We start from the raw sequence: 19151 nt of genomic DNA, 5'->3' as shown, positions 1-19151 counted from the left end.
TGCGGGTTATTGATGACTTTATCTACGGGTTTTCTTATGATTGATGCAAATGACAAAAATACATTCGACGTGATAAATAGACAAACAATATTTAAGTGTGCGCTTGCGTTAACATTAATCTTGGTCAGTTACTTGGTTTTTTCTAAGCCAAACTACTATCAAACTGGGATCCCCAATTTCGATAAAGTTGGCCACGTTGGCAGCTTCTTTATCTTATCCTATTTAACTTACTTAGCGTTTAGACCCAAATGGTACATTCTTGCGGTGATCTTAGCTGGCTACGCTGTGTTTATTGAACTGGTGCAATCACAGTTATCCTACCGTAGCGCCTCTATTGCAGATTTTATTGCCGATATGATCGGAATATCACTGTTCTATTTTACTCACTGGATTTACTGTCGATACTTTAAAGCCGCCAAACTCATTGATCCCGATAGCGAATAACGCAGTAATTTACATGCCAACATCATCACCGATAAACTCAGGCGCCAAACAGATCACCATCTTGGGGGCGGGTGCCATTGGACAGCTTATTTTTCACCAGCTCAGTAATGGCCTACCTGAGCTGACTACAGCGCCAACTTCACCGCAAGCTAAATCGCTAAACCCTAAATCACTAAGTCATAAACCTGAGTACGAGTTAAGTTTTATCAGCCGAGAGGCGCATTCGCATGTTCAGCCAGTCAGTTTTACTGCACTTGATGGACAAAAGCTTACCCGTAGTGCCCAGTTCATTGGCCAAGATGATTACCGCCAAAGCTTAACCCGCACAACATTATTAATCGTCTGTGTAAAAGCCTATCAAGTGACTGCTGCTGTGACAGCTGTTTTACCTTACCTGCCCAACAACACGCATATTTTATTACTGCACAATGGCATGGGCCCTCACTTAGACGTTAAGCCCTACCTTGGCAAGCGAGGCTTAAGCCTTGGTACAACCTCTCAAGGGGCGTTAAAACTGGCTAAGTGGCACGTAAAACAGACCGGAGCGGGCCTCACTCAATTAGGTTCATATAAAGCGCCAACTCTTGATTGTGAGCAAAGTACTGAGCCTAATTCAGAGAAAAATGCAGAGCTAGAACCTGAGAAAAGTGCAGAGCTAAGCGCAGATCGAAGAACAGAGCTAAGTACAGAGCTAAGTACAGAGCTAAGTACAGAGCTTAAAGCGATATTACTCAGCACCATCCCCCAAAGTCGTTGGTATGATGATATCTTGCCTCTACTATGGCAAAAGCTCGCCATCAATGTGGCGATAAACCCGTTAACAGCAATCCACAGCTGCCCTAACGGCCAACTTGCCAATCTTGAGTATCGCGACACTATCTTCAATGCCGTAAGTGAGCTGGTAAAAGTAGCTTCTGCCGATGGTATCAACTTAGACTTGGAGTATTTGCTTGACCGTGTTTATCAAGTCATTGAATTAACTGCGCAGAATTACTCTTCCATGCAGCAAGATGTGAGCCACCAGCGAGCAACTGAAATTAACGCGATTAACGGCTTTGTTTTAGAGCGAGCCAAGTTACACAAATTGAATGTGCCCTATAACCAGTCACTTGTTGACCAGGTAAAACAGTGTGAAGCCGCTTACCAAGGTTAAATTAGTAATAGAGAAGCTAATTTAAGGAGCACGGGATAAGGGAGGCTAGTTAAGTCATCAGTAATGAGGATTTAGTAATTGATGTTTGGTGTTTGGAGTTTGATATGAGTATTCAGCGTTAAAAACATGACCACACCGCTTCCCCTTTTCATCTACCGCACTCTCTCTAAAAAAGTAGTGATTTCATAACCTACAATCCTTTTGCCTAAGCAAGATCCATAAACCTGACTAAAATTAATTCTGTTGTCCCAATTTACAATAATGTAGTTGGAGAATAGACAGGCGCGTTCAATGCAAAGAGAGCAATGGAACTCAAGAACAGGCTTTATTCTGGCTGCTGTAGGCTCTGCCATCGGTCTGGGCAATATTTGGCGCTTTCCCTACATGGCATACGAAAATGGCGGCGGCGCTTTCTTCATTCCCTATCTGTTTGCCATGGTTACAGCAGGTATTCCATTTATGATCATGGAGTTTAGCCTAGGTCATAAATACCGCAGCGCCGCACCAAAAATATTCGCCAAACTCGGGGCCTCATTAGGCTTTAGGCTTGAATGGCTGGGCTGGTTTCAGGTCTTTATTGCCGCAGTGATCGCTATCTACTACGTCGCAATTATTGGCTGGGCTATCTCCTATTTAATCTTCTCCATTAGCCAAAGCTGGGGCACTGACACTAACGCTTTCTTTTTTAATGAATACCTACAAGTTAAAGACAACTCCCCAACAAAGTTAGGCTCGATCCAATTTCATATCGCAATTCCAATGGCTATCGCCTGGAGCATCACAACCTTTGCTGTTTATAGTGGAGTAAAAGGCGGTATTGAGCGAGCCAGTAAGATTATGATGCCATTGTTGTTTATTATGGTGCTGCTCTTCATTGGCCGCATAGTCTTTCTTCCTGGAGCAATGGAAGGGCTCAACTACCTATTTAAACCCGACTTCAGCATGATTTTAGATGCGAATGTTTGGTCGGCAGCTTACGGACAGATATTTTTCTCTTTGAGTGTCGGCTTTGCGATCATGCTGGCCTACTCAAGCTATCTACCTAAAAAATCAGATATTAATAATAACGCTTTTATGACCGTTTTGATTAACTGTGGTTTCTCAACATTGAGCGGTATTATGATCTTTGCCGTACTTGGCTATATGGCACAAGAACAAGCTAAGCCCATTACAGATGTTGTTTCATCCGGAGTAGGTTTAGCCTTTGTCACCATACCCGCAGCGATTAATATACTGCCCATCCCTTATATTCTTGGACCACTGTTTTTCCTCGCCTTGGTCGTAGCAGGCATAAGCTCGCATATCTCTATTATTGAAGCAGTGGTGTCAGCGGTCATCGATAAGCTGGCCATATCGAGAAAAAAAGCCGCGCTACTGGTTTGCGGAACAGGCTTTGTTATCTCGATGGTGTTTTCAAGTCACGGCGGTTTATTACTGCTCGACCTTGTAGATTACTTTATTAATAACATTGCCTTACTCTCAAGTTGTCTGGTCGAGCTAATCATTGTTGCATGGTTATTTAACATTGCCGATATCCGTGAGTATGCCAACCAGTGTAGTGAGTTTAGTATTGGCCATTGGCTGGTTATTTGTCTACGCTTTATCAGCCCTATCATGTTGGCAATTTTATTAGTTAAAAACCTCACGAATACGCTTACTAATGGCTATGGTGATTATCCTATTGCTGACCAACTACTTCTCGGATGGGGACTTATCGCAGTAATGTTGTTCGCCGCCATTTTTATCAGTTTAATTTCAAGTACTAACCAAGAAAAGGAGCCAAAAGAATGAGTGCAGGGGCGATAATAATGATGGTATTGGCGCTACTCATTACTTGGGGCGGCGCGGGTGTTTGCATTGCGATAGCGATGAGAGCCTCAAAAAACAATGACAGTGAACAATGAACATCTCTAATATGTAGTGACTCGCAGTTAGTTACAGTCTCAGGATATTGGCGTTAATCATTTTAATACCCTTTATCCCACTTAACATCGGTAAGTATCTGAGAATGTAAAAACATAAGTTAACTTGCTAGCGAACCAATATCCCTCTGCATGAGCTTGTAGTTAACTCTAGTAGCTCATACACTCTCAACTCTCCTATACAATGCCCTTTGAATTAATGAACCAAGCAGATAAACAGCCAGCAGCCATTAATAGCGTGTCACTCCCCCAGCGCCAAGCACTTACATTACGTAGCAGCGTATGGCTATACTTTGCTGCAATAAGTGGCGTTATATTTAGCGTGCTGTTTTTAGACCGCCCTGTATCAACTTGGGTGCACCACAATGTTGATGCTAGCGCTATCTTTAAGCCTCTCAGTCAAATGCCGCTATTTTTCGAATGTCTCGCAGCTATCATTATTCTTGCTTGCTTAAATCCCGCCTGGCGTAAAAAACTGGCCAGGATGGCGCTCACTTTGGTGCTAACCTTAATTTTTGCCAGCATCATCAGAGTCAGCGCTAAATTTATATTTGGCCGCACTTGGCCGGAAACCTGGATTTATGCTCAAGCTGGCAGTAACCCTTCCTGGATCCATAATGGCGTCGAAGGGTTTTATCCTTTTACTCTGGGGGCGGCCTATAACTCTTTTCCATCAGGACACGCCCTATTCACTTTCGCATTAGTCAGCGTATTTTGGTGGCGCTTGCCAAAACTATATTGGTTATGGTTATTAGCTATGTTTGGGGCGATTGCTGGGCAATTAGGGCAAAATTACCACTTTCTTGGCGACCTTATTGCCGGCGCAACCCTTGGGGTATTATGCGCCCAGTTATCTATCGCTCTGAGCAAATATGCTTTCGCATATAAAGCGCGAGAGTAACGCTTATCTATATCACTTTTTTGTATCACTTAAATGTAGAAAACACTGCTAGCATTTAAAGACTATTAAAGAGTTAGCACCTAACTCCACATAACCAGCATCGCAGCGAGGGCAATAAGAAGAAGCCCCATCATATCTTTGATTTTCACCTTATCCTTTAACCAGAATGTAGCTATGAGCAACGTAAAAAACACCTCTATTTGGCCTAAGGTTTTAACGTACGGCACAGCTTGTAAAGACATAGCGCTAAACCAACCGATTGACCCCAAACAACTCGTGGCACTGGTCAGCAGTGTTAGCTTTGGTCTTTGCAGTAAACCGTCAATGGTATTTTTATCTACGGCATAAGAGTAAATCAATAACACGGTTGTCTGAATAGCAACCACAAATAGCAACACCCATGCGGCTCTATGAGGAAAAGGCAGATCTAAGCTAAGGCTGGCTTCTCGTACCCATAAAGATGTCAGCGCAAAAGCGGTGCCACAAGCAAGGCCAAGTAAGACGGTTGATAACGAAAGTTGCTTAAAGCCTTGCTTACTACTCATCATAAACACGGCAATACCGCCAATCATCACGCCTATCCAACCAAGCGGTGATAAATGAGTACCGAAAAAAAGCACGCCTAGCATCGCAGCAACTAACGCTTCACTCTTAGCAAGCCCTGCACCCACGGCAAAGTTCTTCATCTTGAACAACTTGACCATCAAGGCGGTCGCTAGAATTTGCATCGCAGACGCGCCTAATACATAAGCACTAAATTTAAGCGTAATAAAGGGTAAGCCTACCGGCTGCCAGAGATATAGCCCTACCAAATAGACAATGGCGATAGGCGTCGCCCAGATAAATCGCGCTAAGGTGACACCTGCAATATTAACATCTCTACTCAGCTGGCTTTGAAAGGCATTGCGCCACGCCTGCATTGATGCAGCTAAAAAGGTAAAGAAAATCCATGTCATGCAAAGAAGCGCCCAAATCAAAAAAGCTATTATGCCAGTAGAAACAAACCTAAGGGGGATTAGAATACTGAAAATAACTCTTAGTGCTAGAGTGAGAAGTGGGTAAAAGCAGAGCCAAAACCGTAAAAAAAAAGCAACGTCGATACGTTGCCCTTATTCATCACGGTAATTTAGCTAGCTAAACACTAATAAACTAGAGCGTTAAAGTCCATAGGTGTAACTAGCACCTAAGCCTAGCGGGAAGCCTAATGCCCAATAAGCCAGTAGCCACACACTCCAGATAGACATCAATGCCAAGCTAAATGGCAGCATCATAGAGATAAGCGTGCCAATACCAATGTTCTTCACATAGCGCTGACAGTAAACCACTACTAGCGGGAAATAAGGCATAAGAGGCGTGATGATATTCGAGCTTGAATCACCTACGCGGTATGCCGCTTGCGATAAGTCAGGGCTAATGTTTAACTGCATCAACATAGGCACTAATACTGGACCAATTAAAGCCCATTTAGCCGATGATGAACCAACAAACAGGTTCACAAAGCCAACTAGAACAATCATACCAACGACAGTGATTTCAGCCGGTAAGTTTAACGCTTTTAAGCCACCCGCTCCTTCAACAGCGATTAATGCGCCAAGGTTTGATGCCGAAAATGCCGCCACAAACTGCGCACAGAAAAATGCCATAACGATGTAGTGCGACATGCCGCTCATCGATTTAGACATCGCTTGTACAACATCACCAGAAGTCTTAAATGCGCCGGTCATATAACCATATACAAGGCCAGGCAACATAAAGAAGATGAAGATGAGCGGCACAATTGACTGCATCAATGGCGCTTTAAAGCTCGTCAAGGAGCCATTCCCATCTCGCAGCGTTGAAGTTTCAGGCACGGTTAACGAGAAGAAGGCTGCAATAGCCACTACCATCACTAAGGTTGCAACGCGGAATGCTTTAATCTCAGATGGCTTTTCTTCTTCCATCGCAGGTAAATCGACCTCTTCGCGATTCACCTTATGGGTACGATTTAGGCGAGGCTCTAATACTTTATCGGTTAGATACCAAATAACCAGCGTAATAGGGATACAAGACGACGCAGCGAAGAACCAGTTATTTAACGGGTTAACTTCAATTGTAGGATCAACAATTTGCGCTGCAGCTTGAGTAAAGCTCTGCAATAATGGGTCAATACCTGAAGGAATAAAGTTGGCACAAAAACCGCCTGACACACCAGCAAATGCAGCAGCAATACCGGCTAGCGGGTGGCGTCCAACGGTGAAGAAAATAACGCCTGCCAGCGGAATAACCACCACATAACCCGCATCAGTTGCGGTATGAGAAATAATACCGACTAAAACCACTGCCGGAGTTAGAAACTTAGCAGGAGTGATTTTTAACATGCGTTTTAGCGCAGTATTAATAAAACCTGAGTGCTCAGCAACCCCCACACCTAACATCGCGACCAGCACCACACCTAATGGGGCGAATGCGGTAAAAGTGGTTACCATCGATGTTAAGAACTTAGTTAGCGCTTCTGCGGTTAGCAAGTTATTAACCACAATTGGAGAATTCGTGGTAGGGTCGATGGCATCAAAACTCACGCCCGATAGCAGCGCTGACAGCGCCCATACCGCAAACATCAAAATTAAAAATAACATCGCAGGATCAGGCAGCTTATTACCAACCCTTTCAATGCTGTCTAATGCTTTACCTAGCATTCCTTGTGGCCCTTGATCACCAAGAGCCTGTTTATCTGTGTTCATCATTCAACCTATTTTTATGTTTTCTCATATGCCGCCATGCAATTAACCACCCCTTGGTTGCTTGCGAGACAAAACATCGAGTATTTTTATAACCTAATAGAATAAAGACTTAGTCTGTATTTAAACTTAAATGCTGCCGATAAAAACAATAAAACCCTGACGAGCTGCAGGGCTTTATTTTCTTTAGCGACCAACAATCAGCGCAAAATACTTAGCGCTTATTTGCTAGTGTCGATTGGGTCAAAAGATTTGACTAAATCATCAATCGCTTTCATTTGGGTTAAATAGTTCTCTAACTGATTTAGTGGCAAGGCACATGGGCCGTCACACTTAGCATTGTCAGGATCTGGATGCGCCTCGATAAATAGGCCAGCTAGACCTAATGCCATACCACTACGTGCAAGCTCTGTCGCTTGAGCGCGGCGTCCACCGGCGCTGTCAGCTCGTCCGCCAGGGCGCTGTAGTGCATGGGTCGCATCAAAAATCACCGGGTAACCCGTTTGCTTCATTTCATCCATACCTAGCATATCGACAACTAGGTTGTTGTAACCAAAGCTTGAGCCACGCTCACAAAGAATAATTTCGTCGTTACCTGCTTCATTAAACTTAGTGATGATATGACGCATTTCGTGTGGCGCTAAAAACTGCGGTTTTTTCACGTTGATGATGGCGCCAGTCTTTGCCATCGCAACCACAAGATCGGTTTGGCGAGCTAAGAAAGCGGGTAGCTGGATAATATCAACCACTTCAGCTACTGGTGCGCACTGGTAAACTTCGTGTACGTCGGTAATTAAAGGCAGGTTAAACGTTGACTTGATCTCTTCAAAAATCTTTAGGCCTTCTTCCATGCCTGGACCACGGTAAGAGTTAACTGATGAGCGGTTTGCTTTATCAAAAGAAGCCTTAAACACATAAGGGATCCCTAGCTTTTGAGTGACTTCGGCATAGGTTTCTGCAATTTGCATTGCCAAGTCACGTGACTCAAGTACGTTCATACCGCCAAACAGTACAAAAGGCTTATCGTTTGCGATTTCAATCGAACCTAAACTAATGATTTTATTGCTCATCAATCTCTTCTCTCTTCGTGAGCCAAGGTCTGTACCTTGGCATTAATCAACTAGGTTTTCGCTGCGACTTAAGTCGCCACAGCTTGTAAAATCTGGCCACAAATCCATGCCATATAAGTGCCTAAAGCATAGCCCAATACTGCTAGTAGTACACCTACAGGGGCTAAAGCTGGGTGAAAGGCTGCAGCCACTACGGGGGCCGATGCCGCGCCGCCAACATTGGCTTGACTACCCACAGCCATATAGAACAGTGGCGCTTTTATTAACTTAGCCACAATCAGCATAAAGCTAGCGTGTACTAACATCCAAATGATACCAATAGCAAAGAACCACAGGTTGTCTGGATCGGCCAATTTTGACACATCCATATGCAATCCGATGGTTGCGACCAAAATATACAAGAATGCTGTCGCAACTTTTGAAGCGCCCGCCGCTTCGATATGTCGTACTCGTGTAAACGACAAAATTAAGCCAATCGTAGTAACCGTGACGATTAACCAGAAAAACTTAGAGGTTAAGCTGTAATCTCGAGTCCACGGATAATTGGTTTCGAAAAATGGGCCTAATAAGTCAGCGACTATATGCGCTAAACCTGTAACACCAAATCCAATCATCACGATCATCATCAAGTCTTTCAAGCTAGGAATGCGAGCATTCTCTGCATGATACTTTTCGACTTTATCTTTCAGAGCTTCAAGCGCGGTGGTATCGGCACCTGTTTTTGCATCAATCTGCTTGGCTTTCGACGCCATAAATAGCAGAACTGCCATCCAAATATTCGCCACGATAACGTCCACCGTCACCATAATGGAAAAAATATCACCGCCTACGTCATAAATTTCTTTCATTGCGGCTTGGTTCGCTCCGCCACCAATCCAGCTACCCGCAAGGGTCGTCATGCCACGCCAAACGGCATCAGGCCCTGTCACCCCAAGTATTTCAGGGTTTAAACTTGAGACAATCAGTAGTGCAATGGGCCCGCCAATCACGATACCCACGGTTCCGGTTAGGAACATAATAATCGCTTTCGGCCCTAACGAGAGAATGGCCTTTAAGTCGACACTTAAAATCAGTAATACCAAGCAGGCTGGCAGCAGGTAACGCGACGCAACAAAATACAGCTGTGACGTATTACCATCGATAATATTGAAGGTATTTAATAGCGATGGTAAGAAATAACACATCAGCAAAGCTGGAACGAAAGTATAAAACTTCTTCCAAAACGCATTGTTGCTATTACTGGTATAAAACACAAAACCCAGTACTACCGCCAAAATACCTAATGCGGTAGCGTCATTTGTCACCAGTGCACTGGTCACTGAAGCTGAACTACTCATGATCCTATTCCCTTAATATTGGCAATGCTTTGCCTAATTATTATTCTTTTATTTCAATTTGTTGGTGTGATTTTTAAGCTTATTTTTAACGGCGCGTTTTTATTATCTTTTTCAAGCAATGCGCTCTGTTTAAATCTTTTGCCCTAGTTTGAAGCGGCTATATCAACACAAAAGGGCCCTTAGGCCCTATTGTGATTCTTAATGGAAAGTTTCAACTTCCTCTTTAAGTTCTTTTAATTGCATTTTCACCAGCTCAATCACCGGATCATGCGGACTATTTTCTACAAAGTGAGTTAAGTCTGCCGCAGCAACACTTATACAGCCAAGTTGCTGCGCAATAAAGGCGCGCTCTCGATTTAGATTCAAATCATCGCTATGCCATTGAAGCAACAAGTTACAGCACTCCATCGCTGGCTCAAACTTGTGGGCCAAGATGCTGCCAGCTTTCATTTCATGCAGCATCCGAGACACTATCCGCTTAATGCTAGCAGGCTTTAGGTAACTAGATTTAAAGCTCGCTCCATTACCTAGCTCACCCCGTACAAACACATGTAGCTGATGCTTGCTCAGCTCCGCGCCTGTAAGCGGGTCAATATAACGGATCTGATCATCGATTTGACTACAAAGTACAGTTTGCCCAGGCAACAACAGTAAATCTAATTTAAGATCTAACTGCTTTGCCAGTAGCATCAATACTGTTGCTAGCGTTGTGCTATTACCTTGCTTCGAGGTTAAGCATTTGCCTAAATCGGCAGCCTCGGCACTGTAATAGTCTTCGCGGGGGCAAAAGCCCAAGTCATTATAAAACCAGTTAAGCAGCCCATTTAATCGCTCGCGCCTATCAACCACATAGAAGCTGAGCACTGACCCAGCCAACTCTAGCCACGCCCAGTTGCCATTCTTAGCCTTAGAAAAACCTAAATGCTCAGCAATGTCTAAAGCCGTCTCTGGAAGCTGAATTGAGTCGTTAATTGTTAAATCAGTCATTAACCAAGTAACACCGATTGCTTTAATATCGCCAGTTTTGCAGCGTAAACAACCCAACCAATAGCACCAAAGGCTGCAAACACTTTAAACAATGTATTGCGATTCGCTTTAAGCGCTATGGTTGCCAAAACGATATAGGCTACAACGGCACCCAGTTTTTCTGTCATCCACGGATCAACAAAAGGGTACTGCTTAATGGAGAAGCATAAAATCAATCCAGATAGCAGCAAGAAAGTATCGATAACATGAGGTGCTATTTTAATCGCTTTCTTCTCCAGTACCGGAGACTTACGTAAATGCAATACAAAACGGACTAAGAAAAACAATACGCTAGTCGCGATAAGCGTCATATGCAGGTGCTTAAACGCAGGGTATAAACTGTAAAAAGTTTCCATGAAAAAAGGTCTATTAGCCGATAAAGGCGGCTAGTGTAACCCATACCTTAATCCATAACCAATATCAGGCGATGACAACACGCTGAACCGCACAAAGTTTAATCAAGCCAGAGTTTTACCCATTAGTCTCTCGCTATTATCAGCTTGTCATTTAGCCAAACTTTGGGTTAGCGTAATGGCCTTAATTCGTTACTAAACACCATAGAGGCATTATTAATGACCAACAAGATTCAGTTTGTTCTTGATGACAGTGATGAATTTGCCGATGCCGTTAAGCGTAAAATCGCTGAATTTAACTGGCAACATTGGGAAGTGTCTGAACGATTACCGTTAGGCTTAAAATTAGAGACTGAAAATGGTGAATTACTCGCAGGCTTTTCTGGTAGAACCTTTGGCCATTGGCTGATGATTGACAACCTTTGGGTCGATGAAGGTTTGCGAGGGCAAAATGTTGGTCATCAACTACTTGAGCAAGCCGAAGCGATTGCCTTAGCCCGCGGCTGCCGCTCTGCAATCTTAGATACTTTAAACTTTCAAGCTAAGCCATTTTATGAAAAGCGTGGTTATCAACTGCAGTGGACACAACAGACTTACCCTAAAACAGGTTGTAAGCACTTTATGGTTAAACAGCTTTTATAACGATCAGACAGTAAGCGCTTATAGCCATCAGCATAGAAAAAGGCACTATTAATAGTGCCTTTTCTGTTTTAACGCCAAAGTCTTAACGAGGCCAGCGGCCTAATGTACAGCGATCATTACTACCAAAGTCACGCACTGTGGCAACATTTTCGTAGCCCAGCTCGGTTAACTTATCTCTGAGCTCGATAGCTTGTTGATAGCCATGCTCAAGTAACAAGTAGCCACCAGGAGCAAGGTAATCACGCGCAGACTCGGCAATGTGAAACAGATCTGCAAACCCTCTCAACGGCGCAGTCAGTGCACTTTGAGGCTCAAACCTAACATCACCTTGAGAAAGGTGTTCGTCTTCCTCATCAATGTAAGGAGGATTGGACACGATCAAGTTAAAGTCATAACACTCAACCGCATCAAACCAGTCACTTTGAAACACATCGACTTGCTCTAGCTTTAGATTGGTACGATTCTCTTTGGCTAATTCAACCGCATCATCCACTTTATCAATCGCACACACTTGCCACTCATTGCGTTCATGGGCCAATGACAACGCTATCGCGCCAGTCCCTGTACCCAAATCGAGTACTTTAGCCGTTTCTGCTAATGGTAAGTTAAGCGCCGTCTCTACCAAAATTTCAGTATCTGGACGTGGGATCAGCGTTGTTGGATTCACTCTAAATGGCAGTGACCAAAATTCCCTTTCACCCACAATGTGAGCGATGGGGTTACCACGTAAACGCTTGGCGAGCATTTGTTTAAACTCAAAGACTTGCTCTGGCTCTAAGCTTTTTTCAGGCCAAGTATATAAATAACTACGAGGTTTATTAATCACATGAAGCAACATGACCTCAGCATCAAGCGATGCTGAGTCAGAGATACTTTCAAGCTGAGAAGAGGCCCACTTAAGTGCCCCTGAGATAGTTAATTGCAAGGAATATCCTTATTCATCTGTAGCACAATAATTATTTGAGTGAAGGATTAACCTTCACCTAGTGCTGCAAGCATATCCGCTTGGTTTTCTAGAATGAGAGGCTCGATAACACAATCGATATCGCCTTCCATAAATTCGCCTAGGCGGTACAGAGTTAAGTTAATTCTGTGCTCACTTACGCGACCTTGTGGGAAGTTATAAGTACGGATACGCTCTGAACGATCACCACTTGAGACTAAGTTACGACGCGTACTTTCTTCAGCACTACGGCGCTTTTCGTCTTCAACCGCTTGAATACGTGCAGAAAGCACGCTCATCGCTTGGGCACGGTTTTTATGCTGTGAACGCTGATCCTGACACTCAACAACAATACCTGTAGGAATATGCGTAATACGAATAGCCGAATCGGTTTTGTTTACGTGCTGACCACCAGCACCCGATGCGCGGAAAGTATCAACTTTCAGATCGGCCTTGTTGATTTCAATGGCTTCAGCTTCAGGCACTTCTGGCAATACAATAACGGTACAAGCAGAAGTATGAACACGGCCTTGAGATTCAGTCTCTGGAACGCGCTGTACACGGTGTCCACCAGACTCGAACTTAAGTTTGCCGTAAACGCCTTCACCACTGATTTTAGCAATCACTTCTTTAAAGCCGCCATGCTCACCTTCATTGGTATTCATGACTTCAATTTGCCAGCGTTTACTTTCAGCGTATCTGCTGTACATGCGGAACAAATCGCCCGCAAAGATAGCTGCTTCATCTCCACCCGCGCCTGCGCGAATTTCAATAAAGCAGTTATTATCATCATTAGGATCTTTTGGCAGCAACAGGATTTGCAGTTCATCTTCAAGCACTGCAATCGCCGACTTAGCGACTTTAAATTCTTCCTGAGCCATCTCTTTTAGCTCTGCGTCATCTTCTTCCATCATCTCTTTAGCAGATTCTAAATCTTCTTCTGCTTGCTGAAATGCTTTAAAAGTTCTGACCACATCCTCTAATTGAGAATATTCTTTAGACAAGGCGCGAAAACGCTCCTGATCAGCGATAACACCTGCATCGCTCAGTAACGCCAGTACTTCTTCGTTACGTTCAAGTAAGCCTTCAAGCTTACGAATCACACTGTCCTTCATTTAAACGCTAACCTTAGTCTTTATCTAGTCCAAGCACAGCTCTTAATTGTCCAAGAGAATTCAAATCCCCTTGTCGACTCGCAGCGGTAAGCGCTTGTGTCGGTGCATGGATCAGCTTGTTGGTCAGCTTATTGGCTAGCTCCAGTAAGATTTGCTCACTATTACCACCTTGGGCCAACTTGTTGACCGCTCGCTCTACCAGTTCATCTTTAATCGCCATACTCTGAGTGCGATATTCACGGATACTGTCTACCGACTCTAGTGAGCGGATCCATTCCATAAATAGATAAGCTTGATCTTCTGCAATTAATTCTGCTTGCTCGGCAGCTTCTCTTCGAGATGCCATATTTTGTTCAATAATGCTTTGCAGGTCATCTACGGTATAGAGAAATGCATCATCTAGATCCGCAACTTCAGCCTCGATATCTCGAGGAACTGCTATATCAACCAATAACATAGGTTGATGACGACGCTGTTTAAGCGCTTTTTCTACCATGCCCTTACCAAGTATTGGTAATGGGCTAGCCGTAGAGGATATCACGATATCGGCCTTAGGGAGAAAATCTGGGATCTGTTCGAGTGTAATTGCTGTGGCACCGAACTCGTCACACATGGCTTCTGCACGTGAAATGGTTCGGTTTGCAACCACCATGCTTTTAACACCATTGTCTTTTAGGTGACGTGCAACTAACTCTATTGTCTCACCGGCGCCGACTAATAATACTTGAGTCGTGCTAAGTGATGAGAAAATATGCTTTGCCATGCTCACCGCAGCAAAGGCTACCGATACGGCAGCAGCACCAATTTCGGTATCAGTACGAATTTTTTTGGCGACTGAAAAGGTATTTTGAAACAAGCGATCCATTGTCGCTGCAACGGTACCCGCTTCTTTTGCTTTCACAAAAGATTGCTTCACTTGGCCTAAAATTTGCGGTTCACCCAAAATCAGTGAATCGAGACCAGCAGATACACGCATTAAATGCTTAACCGCTTCTTGACCTTTATATTGGTACAAGCAGGGCTCAACATCTTCATGGGATAGTTGATGATAATCTTCCAGCCAAGCAACGACATCAGCAGTTTCACTATTATTACAGTAAAGTTCTGTGCGGTTACAGGTGGAAATGATGACGGCTTCCCCCGTTAGAGTACGAGACGCTAGACTCTTCATGGCATCATGAATTCTGTCTGGTGCGAATGCGACTTTCTCACGTAGGTCGACCGTGGCCGTTTTATGGTTAATTCCGATTGCTACAAGGCTCATTTGACTCGTTCTGGACTCTTGGGCATCTCATTTATTGGTGCCATTCTACTGAATTGGTGTTGTTAAAAACAGAATACGCTTAACAAAACCGAATAATAATCTATGTTCTTACCCATTTTTTCAATTAGCATCACTTTTTTAACTATTCATATATAGTTATGTCACGCTAAAACGACATTGAGCATTGTGCAAAAGCATATTTTTGCATATGGGCATTGGTAATTCATTCAACCCCTCGTATCATAAGGGCTCTTTTATATCAGTAATAGATGAATAATTTGAGCCGGTTCACAAAAAACACTTATCTATGGTTGATATTGAGCACTATTTTCATTAGCGGCTGCTCAACTACCATACCAGACAACCTAATTCCCGTCTCTGTTAACAAAGTGCAGCAGGCTAAAGCATGGGAAATGCAGGGGAAACTTGCCGTTAGAACACCGCAAGATAGGTTTAGCACTAACCTATATTGGCTCCATAGCCCCGAGCGCGATGAACTAAAACTAACGACCATGCTAGGTACTACGGTGCTGTCTCTTTCAAGCTATGCTGGTAACGCGACACTTGAAGTTGACGGTAAAACCTATACCGACACAGATGCACAGCGCTTGTTGACCCGCGTCTCTGGCTGGTCTATTCCTATCGAGTCGCTACCACTATGGATCACCGGCCAGCTCACTCCAGGCGATAAACTGATCAGCACTGATAACCAGGGGCGCCCAGTTAAGCTGGTAAACGCAGAGCAACTTCCCCCCTGGGAAGTTGATTTTAAAAGTTGGCAAGCTCAAAGCGGTGCAGAGGTACCTCGACTACTCAATTTACAACGTGGTGATATTCATCTAAAGCTACAATTGAATCAATGGCAGGCCTTAGCACCACAAAGCCAAATTCTTATACAACAAACCTCAAATACTGAGAGCTCTTTATGACTGCGCCACTTTCACTAGGCTGGCCGGCGCCAGCAAAACTTAACCTATTTCTGCATATCAATGCACGGCGCCATGATGGATATCACGAACTGCAAACCTTGTTTCAGTTCGTCGAACATTGTGACTACTTAGACTTTAAAGTGTTAGATAAACCCGAACTCAAATTGCACTCAAATATGGCAGGGGTTGTTGCCGACAGCGATAACTTAATTCTTAAAGCTGCAAAATCACTACAACAGCACACAAAATGTCAGTTTGGCGCTGAAATTTGGCTCGATAAACGCTTACCTATGGGAGGTGGTTTGGGTGGTGGTTCTTCTGATGCGGCCACAACCTTAGTTGCACTAAACGAGTTGTGGGCAACGGGGTTGTCTCTAGCAGATTTAGCTGAGATAGGCTTAAGCCTTGGCGCCGATGTACCTGTTTTTATTAATGGTTTCTCAGCCTTTGCCGAAGGCGTAGGTGAAAAACTAGAAAATGTTGAACCTGCCGAGCCTTGGTATCTGGTATTAATTCCTCAGGTCCATGTTTCTACAGCGGAAGTATTCCAAGACCCAGAATTGCCGCGAAACACACCCAAGCTCAGCCTTGAGACGTTAATGAGCAGCCCATGGCAAAATGACTGCCAAGCATTAGTCGCAAAACGCCACCCTCAAGTTGCCAAGACCTTAGGCTGGCTGCTAGAATATGCGCCGTCCAGAATGACCGGAACAGGAGCATGTGTTTTTGGTCAATTCGAACAGGAGCAAGAGGCTAAAGATGTATTGGCGAAGTTGCCTGCATCGATTCAAGGCTTTGTTGCGAAAGGGGCAAATATATCGCCGTTAATGCTGAGATTAGCTCAGTGTTAACCACATTCTGGGATACTTTTTTAATCCCAGCCACTATCATGAAGCATACGCCTGAGGTTCATACAGTGCCTGACATTAAACTTTTTGCCGGTAACGCAACACCTAGTCTCGCTAAGAAGATAGCCGATCGTCTATTTTGTAAACTTGGAGACGCAGAAGTAGGCGTTTTCAGTGACGGCGAAATCAGTGTCCAAATTAATGAAAATGTACGTGGTGCGGATGTTTTTATCATTCAATCTACTTGCGCTCCTACTAACGATAACCTAATGGAACTTATCGTTATGGTTGACGCGCTTCGTCGTGCATCAGCTGGTCGTATTACAGCGGTTATTCCTTACTTTGGTTACGCGCGTCAGGACCGTCGAGTTCGTAGTGCTCGTGTACCTATTACAGCTAAAGTTGTAGCAGACTTCCTTTCAAGCGTTGGCGTTGACCGCGTATTGACTTGTGATCTACACGCTGAGCAAATTCAAGGTTTCTTCGACGTTCCAGTTGATAACGTATTCGGTAGCCCAGTGTTACTAGAAGACATGTTAGCTAAAAATCTAGAAAACCCTGTAGTTGTATCACCAGATATCGGTGGTGTTGTACGTGCTCGTGCAGTCGCTAAATTGCTTGATGATTCTGATCTAGCAATTATCGATAAGCGTCGCCCACAAGCTAACGTTGCTCAAGTTATGCATATCATTGGTGATGTTCAAGGCCGTGACTGCATCATTGTTGATGACATGATCGATACTGGTGGAACACTGTGTAAAGCTGCTGAAGCACTGAAAGAGCACGGTGCAAACCGCGTATTCGCTTATGCAACTCACCCAGTATTTTCTGGCAACGCTGCTAAGAACATCGCTGAATCAGTGATTGATGAAGTGATTGTGACAGATACTATCCCGCTAAGCCCTGAAATTGCGGCTCTAGAGAAAGTATCTCAGTTGACTATGTCTACGGTTATGGCTGAAGCAATTCGCCGCGTAAGCAACGAAGAGTCAATCTCTGCTATGTTCAAGCACTAATTCACCACGAGTTAGTCAGTAACATAAATAGAAACGCACTCAATTGAGTGCGTTTTTTTATGACTAGAGTTTGCGATTAGGGATCACTCAACAGATCTGTGCTTTAGTGCATCATCTCTAACTGCCTGAGTCACATCATAAGCGATGCTACGACGTAGTTTAACCAGCCAACCATCAACCCTACCCATATCGACTTTACAGCTCTTTTTGCCACAATCAGGACGTTCTGCGCTTATCAACTTAACAGCGACTGTGTTGCTGTTAACCACTAGCTCAGTTTTTATTTTATAGCTCTTATAATCTAAATTAGCATACCTAAGGCCTGCCTCATTTTTTCTAAACACCCAGTGGTTACGTTTAACCGCATCCGTCAGCATACTATCTAAATCTTTAACGTAACTACCGTACGGAATGGGGTCTTGATAAAGCTGTAACTCACTTGCCGCCACAGGCATTAAGCCGCAAGCCCCCACAAGCAAAGCTGCACTCATTTTTTTCATATTCTGTCCTTTGAATGGCTTTAACGATGATTATTTGAAATGATTAAAGCCCTTTCAGCTGCTTGTTGATGCTATTTCTAAGATTTTTTATGTAGTTGTAATAACCACGACTATTTTTATAGCAGATGTCATCAATCAATGTCTTACACACATAGTCACCAAGTGCATCATGATATTTAAGCTGCACTAAAGATGAGTTATATTCAATCCGTATCACATTGGTGTCGCCTCGATAATCAAAGCGCGCCAAAATGTACCCATCGCCTTCACCTTGATACACCCAAGCAAAGCCCTTTGTGGTCAACATCCCCTCTAGAATGGCGTAACGGATCTTATTGAGATCATCAGTATTCGTCTCAACTTCTTTATGAACGGCGCGAATATAGCGATCTGAGGACTTTGGTTGGATATTGTCATCGATTTCAAGTGTTGATGGCGCAGCTTGCACAAAAGCACTTAAAGACATGAAATATGTAATAAGCAAGGTTTTTACAAACCTCATAGTATTCACTCCTTGAAAAATACAGAGCAAAATCCTAGCACAAATTTAGAGCTTTAGTTTCTAGCTTTAGTTTCTAGCTTTAACTGCGAGTTTTAGCTTTGAGCTTTAGTTTAGAGTGTTAGTTACTAGCTTTAGCCACGAGCTCTTTTATGGAAGACGAACAAAGTGATGAAAAAAGTGAGCCTGACGAACACTGTTTTGAATAAGCTTGAAAATGCAGGTTTTAAAATGCAGAAAACAAAAAAGCCCATCCGAGGATGGGCTTTCTTTTATATGGCTGGGGTACCAGGATTTGAACCTGGGAATGCCGAGATCAAAACCCGGTGCCTTACCGCTTGGCGATACCCCAATCAAACTTTCTAACGCATAACCAGCCTTAGCTAGCAATGTTAAATAAATGGTACGGGAAGAGAGACTTGAACTCTCACACCTTGCGGCACCAGAACCTAAATCTGGCGTGTCTACCAAT

20 protein-coding genes and 1 tRNA gene are annotated in these 19151 nt (G+C 43.7%); 9 read left to right on the top strand and 12 right to left on the bottom strand.

Going from position 1 to position 19151, the window contains the following annotated elements; translation table 11 throughout:
- The first annotated feature begins 36 nt into the window (after positions 1 to 36).
- From ACVBIK_RS16745 to ACVBIK_RS16725, 5 genes are all read left to right on the top strand, one after another.
- A complete protein-coding gene (locus ACVBIK_RS16745; RefSeq protein ID WP_447160168.1) occupies positions 37 to 444 on the top strand; it encodes a VanZ family protein in 408 nt (135 codons plus the stop codon).
- 13 nt (positions 445 to 457) lie between these two features.
- The gene (locus ACVBIK_RS16740) at positions 458 to 1597 is read left to right on the top strand and encodes a ketopantoate reductase family protein (protein ID WP_447170134.1); all 1140 of its coding nucleotides are present in this window, start codon (positions 458 to 460) and stop codon (positions 1595 to 1597) included.
- Positions 1598 to 1888: 291 nt separating this feature from the next.
- Positions 1889 to 3388, top strand: a complete 1500-nt coding sequence (locus ACVBIK_RS16735; RefSeq protein ID WP_447163309.1) for a sodium-dependent transporter — start codon at positions 1889 to 1891, stop codon at positions 3386 to 3388.
- Complete coding sequence (locus tag ACVBIK_RS16730; protein WP_447160171.1) at positions 3385 to 3501, top strand: methionine/alanine import family NSS transporter small subunit; 117 nt, start codon at positions 3385 to 3387, stop codon at positions 3499 to 3501. The genes ACVBIK_RS16735 and ACVBIK_RS16730 overlap by 4 nt, the downstream gene beginning before the upstream one ends.
- 217 nt (positions 3502 to 3718) lie before the next feature.
- Positions 3719 to 4420: a phosphatase PAP2 family protein gene (locus tag ACVBIK_RS16725; RefSeq protein ID WP_447170133.1), complete on the top strand. Its 702-nt coding sequence runs from the start codon at positions 3719 to 3721 to the stop codon at positions 4418 to 4420.
- An 80-nt stretch (positions 4421 to 4500) separates the two neighbouring features.
- Here ACVBIK_RS16725 and ACVBIK_RS16720 read toward each other — a convergent pair whose 3' ends face one another.
- The 6 genes from ACVBIK_RS16720 to ACVBIK_RS16695 all read right to left on the bottom strand — a co-directional run bounded on the left by ACVBIK_RS16720 (position 4501) and on the right by ACVBIK_RS16695 (position 10926).
- Positions 4501 to 5376, bottom strand: a complete 876-nt coding sequence (locus ACVBIK_RS16720; RefSeq protein ID WP_447163307.1) for a multidrug transporter — start codon at positions 5374 to 5376, stop codon at positions 4501 to 4503.
- A gap of 201 nt (positions 5377 to 5577) precedes the next feature.
- Positions 5578 to 7140 carry an AbgT family transporter gene (locus ACVBIK_RS16715; RefSeq protein WP_447160178.1) on the bottom strand — a complete coding sequence of 521 codons (1563 nt, stop codon included), beginning with the start codon at positions 7138 to 7140 and terminating at the stop codon, positions 5578 to 5580.
- Between the two features lie 218 nt (positions 7141 to 7358).
- On the bottom strand, positions 7359 to 8207 hold the full coding sequence (gene kdsA, locus ACVBIK_RS16710) for a 3-deoxy-8-phosphooctulonate synthase (RefSeq protein WP_447163306.1): 849 nt from the start codon (positions 8205 to 8207) through the stop codon (positions 7359 to 7361).
- 68 nt (positions 8208 to 8275) lie between these two features.
- Entirely contained in the window at positions 8276 to 9544 is a 1269-nt protein-coding gene (locus ACVBIK_RS16705) for a DUF819 family protein (RefSeq protein WP_447160180.1), read from the bottom strand.
- 198 nt (positions 9545 to 9742) lie between these two features.
- Positions 9743 to 10531 carry a transglutaminase family protein gene (locus ACVBIK_RS16700; RefSeq protein WP_447160181.1) on the bottom strand — a complete coding sequence of 263 codons (789 nt, stop codon included), beginning with the start codon at positions 10529 to 10531 and terminating at the stop codon, positions 9743 to 9745.
- On the bottom strand, positions 10531 to 10926 hold the full coding sequence (locus ACVBIK_RS16695; protein ID WP_447160182.1) for a SirB2 family protein: 396 nt from the start codon (positions 10924 to 10926) through the stop codon (positions 10531 to 10533). Before ACVBIK_RS16695 ends, ACVBIK_RS16700 begins: the two co-directional genes overlap by 1 nt.
- 216 nt (positions 10927 to 11142) lie before the next feature.
- Here ACVBIK_RS16695 and ACVBIK_RS16690 point away from each other — a divergent pair, with 216 nt between their 5' ends.
- Positions 11143 to 11565 carry a GNAT family N-acetyltransferase gene (locus ACVBIK_RS16690; RefSeq protein WP_447160183.1) on the top strand — a complete coding sequence of 141 codons (423 nt, stop codon included), beginning with the start codon at positions 11143 to 11145 and terminating at the stop codon, positions 11563 to 11565.
- A gap of 82 nt (positions 11566 to 11647) precedes the next feature.
- Here the strand turns inward: ACVBIK_RS16690 and prmC are convergent, their stop codons facing one another.
- From prmC to hemA, 3 genes are read right to left on the bottom strand one after another with little or no spacing between them, the layout of a single operon-like run.
- The gene (gene prmC, locus ACVBIK_RS16685; RefSeq protein ID WP_447160184.1) at positions 11648 to 12490 is read right to left on the bottom strand and encodes a peptide chain release factor N(5)-glutamine methyltransferase; all 843 of its coding nucleotides are present in this window, start codon (positions 12488 to 12490) and stop codon (positions 11648 to 11650) included.
- Positions 12491 to 12537: 47 nt separating this feature from the next.
- On the bottom strand, positions 12538 to 13623 hold the full coding sequence (gene prfA / locus ACVBIK_RS16680) for a peptide chain release factor 1 (protein WP_447160185.1): 1086 nt from the start codon (positions 13621 to 13623) through the stop codon (positions 12538 to 12540).
- A 13-nt stretch (positions 13624 to 13636) separates the two neighbouring features.
- The gene (gene hemA / locus ACVBIK_RS16675) at positions 13637 to 14887 is read right to left on the bottom strand and encodes a glutamyl-tRNA reductase (protein ID WP_447170132.1); all 1251 of its coding nucleotides are present in this window, start codon (positions 14885 to 14887) and stop codon (positions 13637 to 13639) included.
- A gap of 269 nt (positions 14888 to 15156) precedes the next feature.
- Here hemA and lolB point away from each other — a divergent pair, with 269 nt between their 5' ends.
- From lolB to ACVBIK_RS16660, 3 genes are all read left to right on the top strand, one after another.
- On the top strand, positions 15157 to 15816 hold the full coding sequence (lolB, locus tag ACVBIK_RS16670; RefSeq protein ID WP_447170131.1) for a lipoprotein insertase outer membrane protein LolB: 660 nt from the start codon (positions 15157 to 15159) through the stop codon (positions 15814 to 15816).
- Positions 15813 to 16667, top strand: a complete 855-nt coding sequence (ispE, locus tag ACVBIK_RS16665; RefSeq protein ID WP_447160188.1) for a 4-(cytidine 5'-diphospho)-2-C-methyl-D-erythritol kinase — start codon at positions 15813 to 15815, stop codon at positions 16665 to 16667. The genes lolB and ispE overlap by 4 nt, the downstream gene beginning before the upstream one ends.
- Before the next feature lie 65 nt (positions 16668 to 16732).
- Positions 16733 to 17680, top strand: a complete 948-nt coding sequence (locus tag ACVBIK_RS16660) for a ribose-phosphate pyrophosphokinase (RefSeq protein WP_044556501.1) — start codon at positions 16733 to 16735, stop codon at positions 17678 to 17680.
- Between the two features lie 83 nt (positions 17681 to 17763).
- On the opposite strand, the gene ACVBIK_RS16655 is transcribed toward ACVBIK_RS16660, so the two are convergent.
- The 3 genes from ACVBIK_RS16655 to ACVBIK_RS16645 form a co-directional block, all read right to left on the bottom strand.
- On the bottom strand, positions 17764 to 18180 hold the full coding sequence (locus ACVBIK_RS16655) for a hypothetical protein (protein ID WP_447170130.1): 417 nt from the start codon (positions 18178 to 18180) through the stop codon (positions 17764 to 17766).
- Positions 18181 to 18223: 43 nt separating this feature from the next.
- Positions 18224 to 18682, bottom strand: a complete 459-nt coding sequence (locus tag ACVBIK_RS16650; protein WP_447163302.1) for a hypothetical protein — start codon at positions 18680 to 18682, stop codon at positions 18224 to 18226.
- A 274-nt stretch (positions 18683 to 18956) separates the two neighbouring features.
- A tRNA-Gln gene (locus tag ACVBIK_RS16645) sits at positions 18957 to 19031 on the bottom strand.
- Between the last annotated feature and the right edge of the window lie 120 nt (positions 19032 to 19151).

It is taken from the genome of Shewanella sp. 125m-1 (assembly GCF_052977065.1).
Note: the sequence above shows the minus strand (reverse complement) of the source record. Positions and strands in the feature narration are given on the sequence as shown.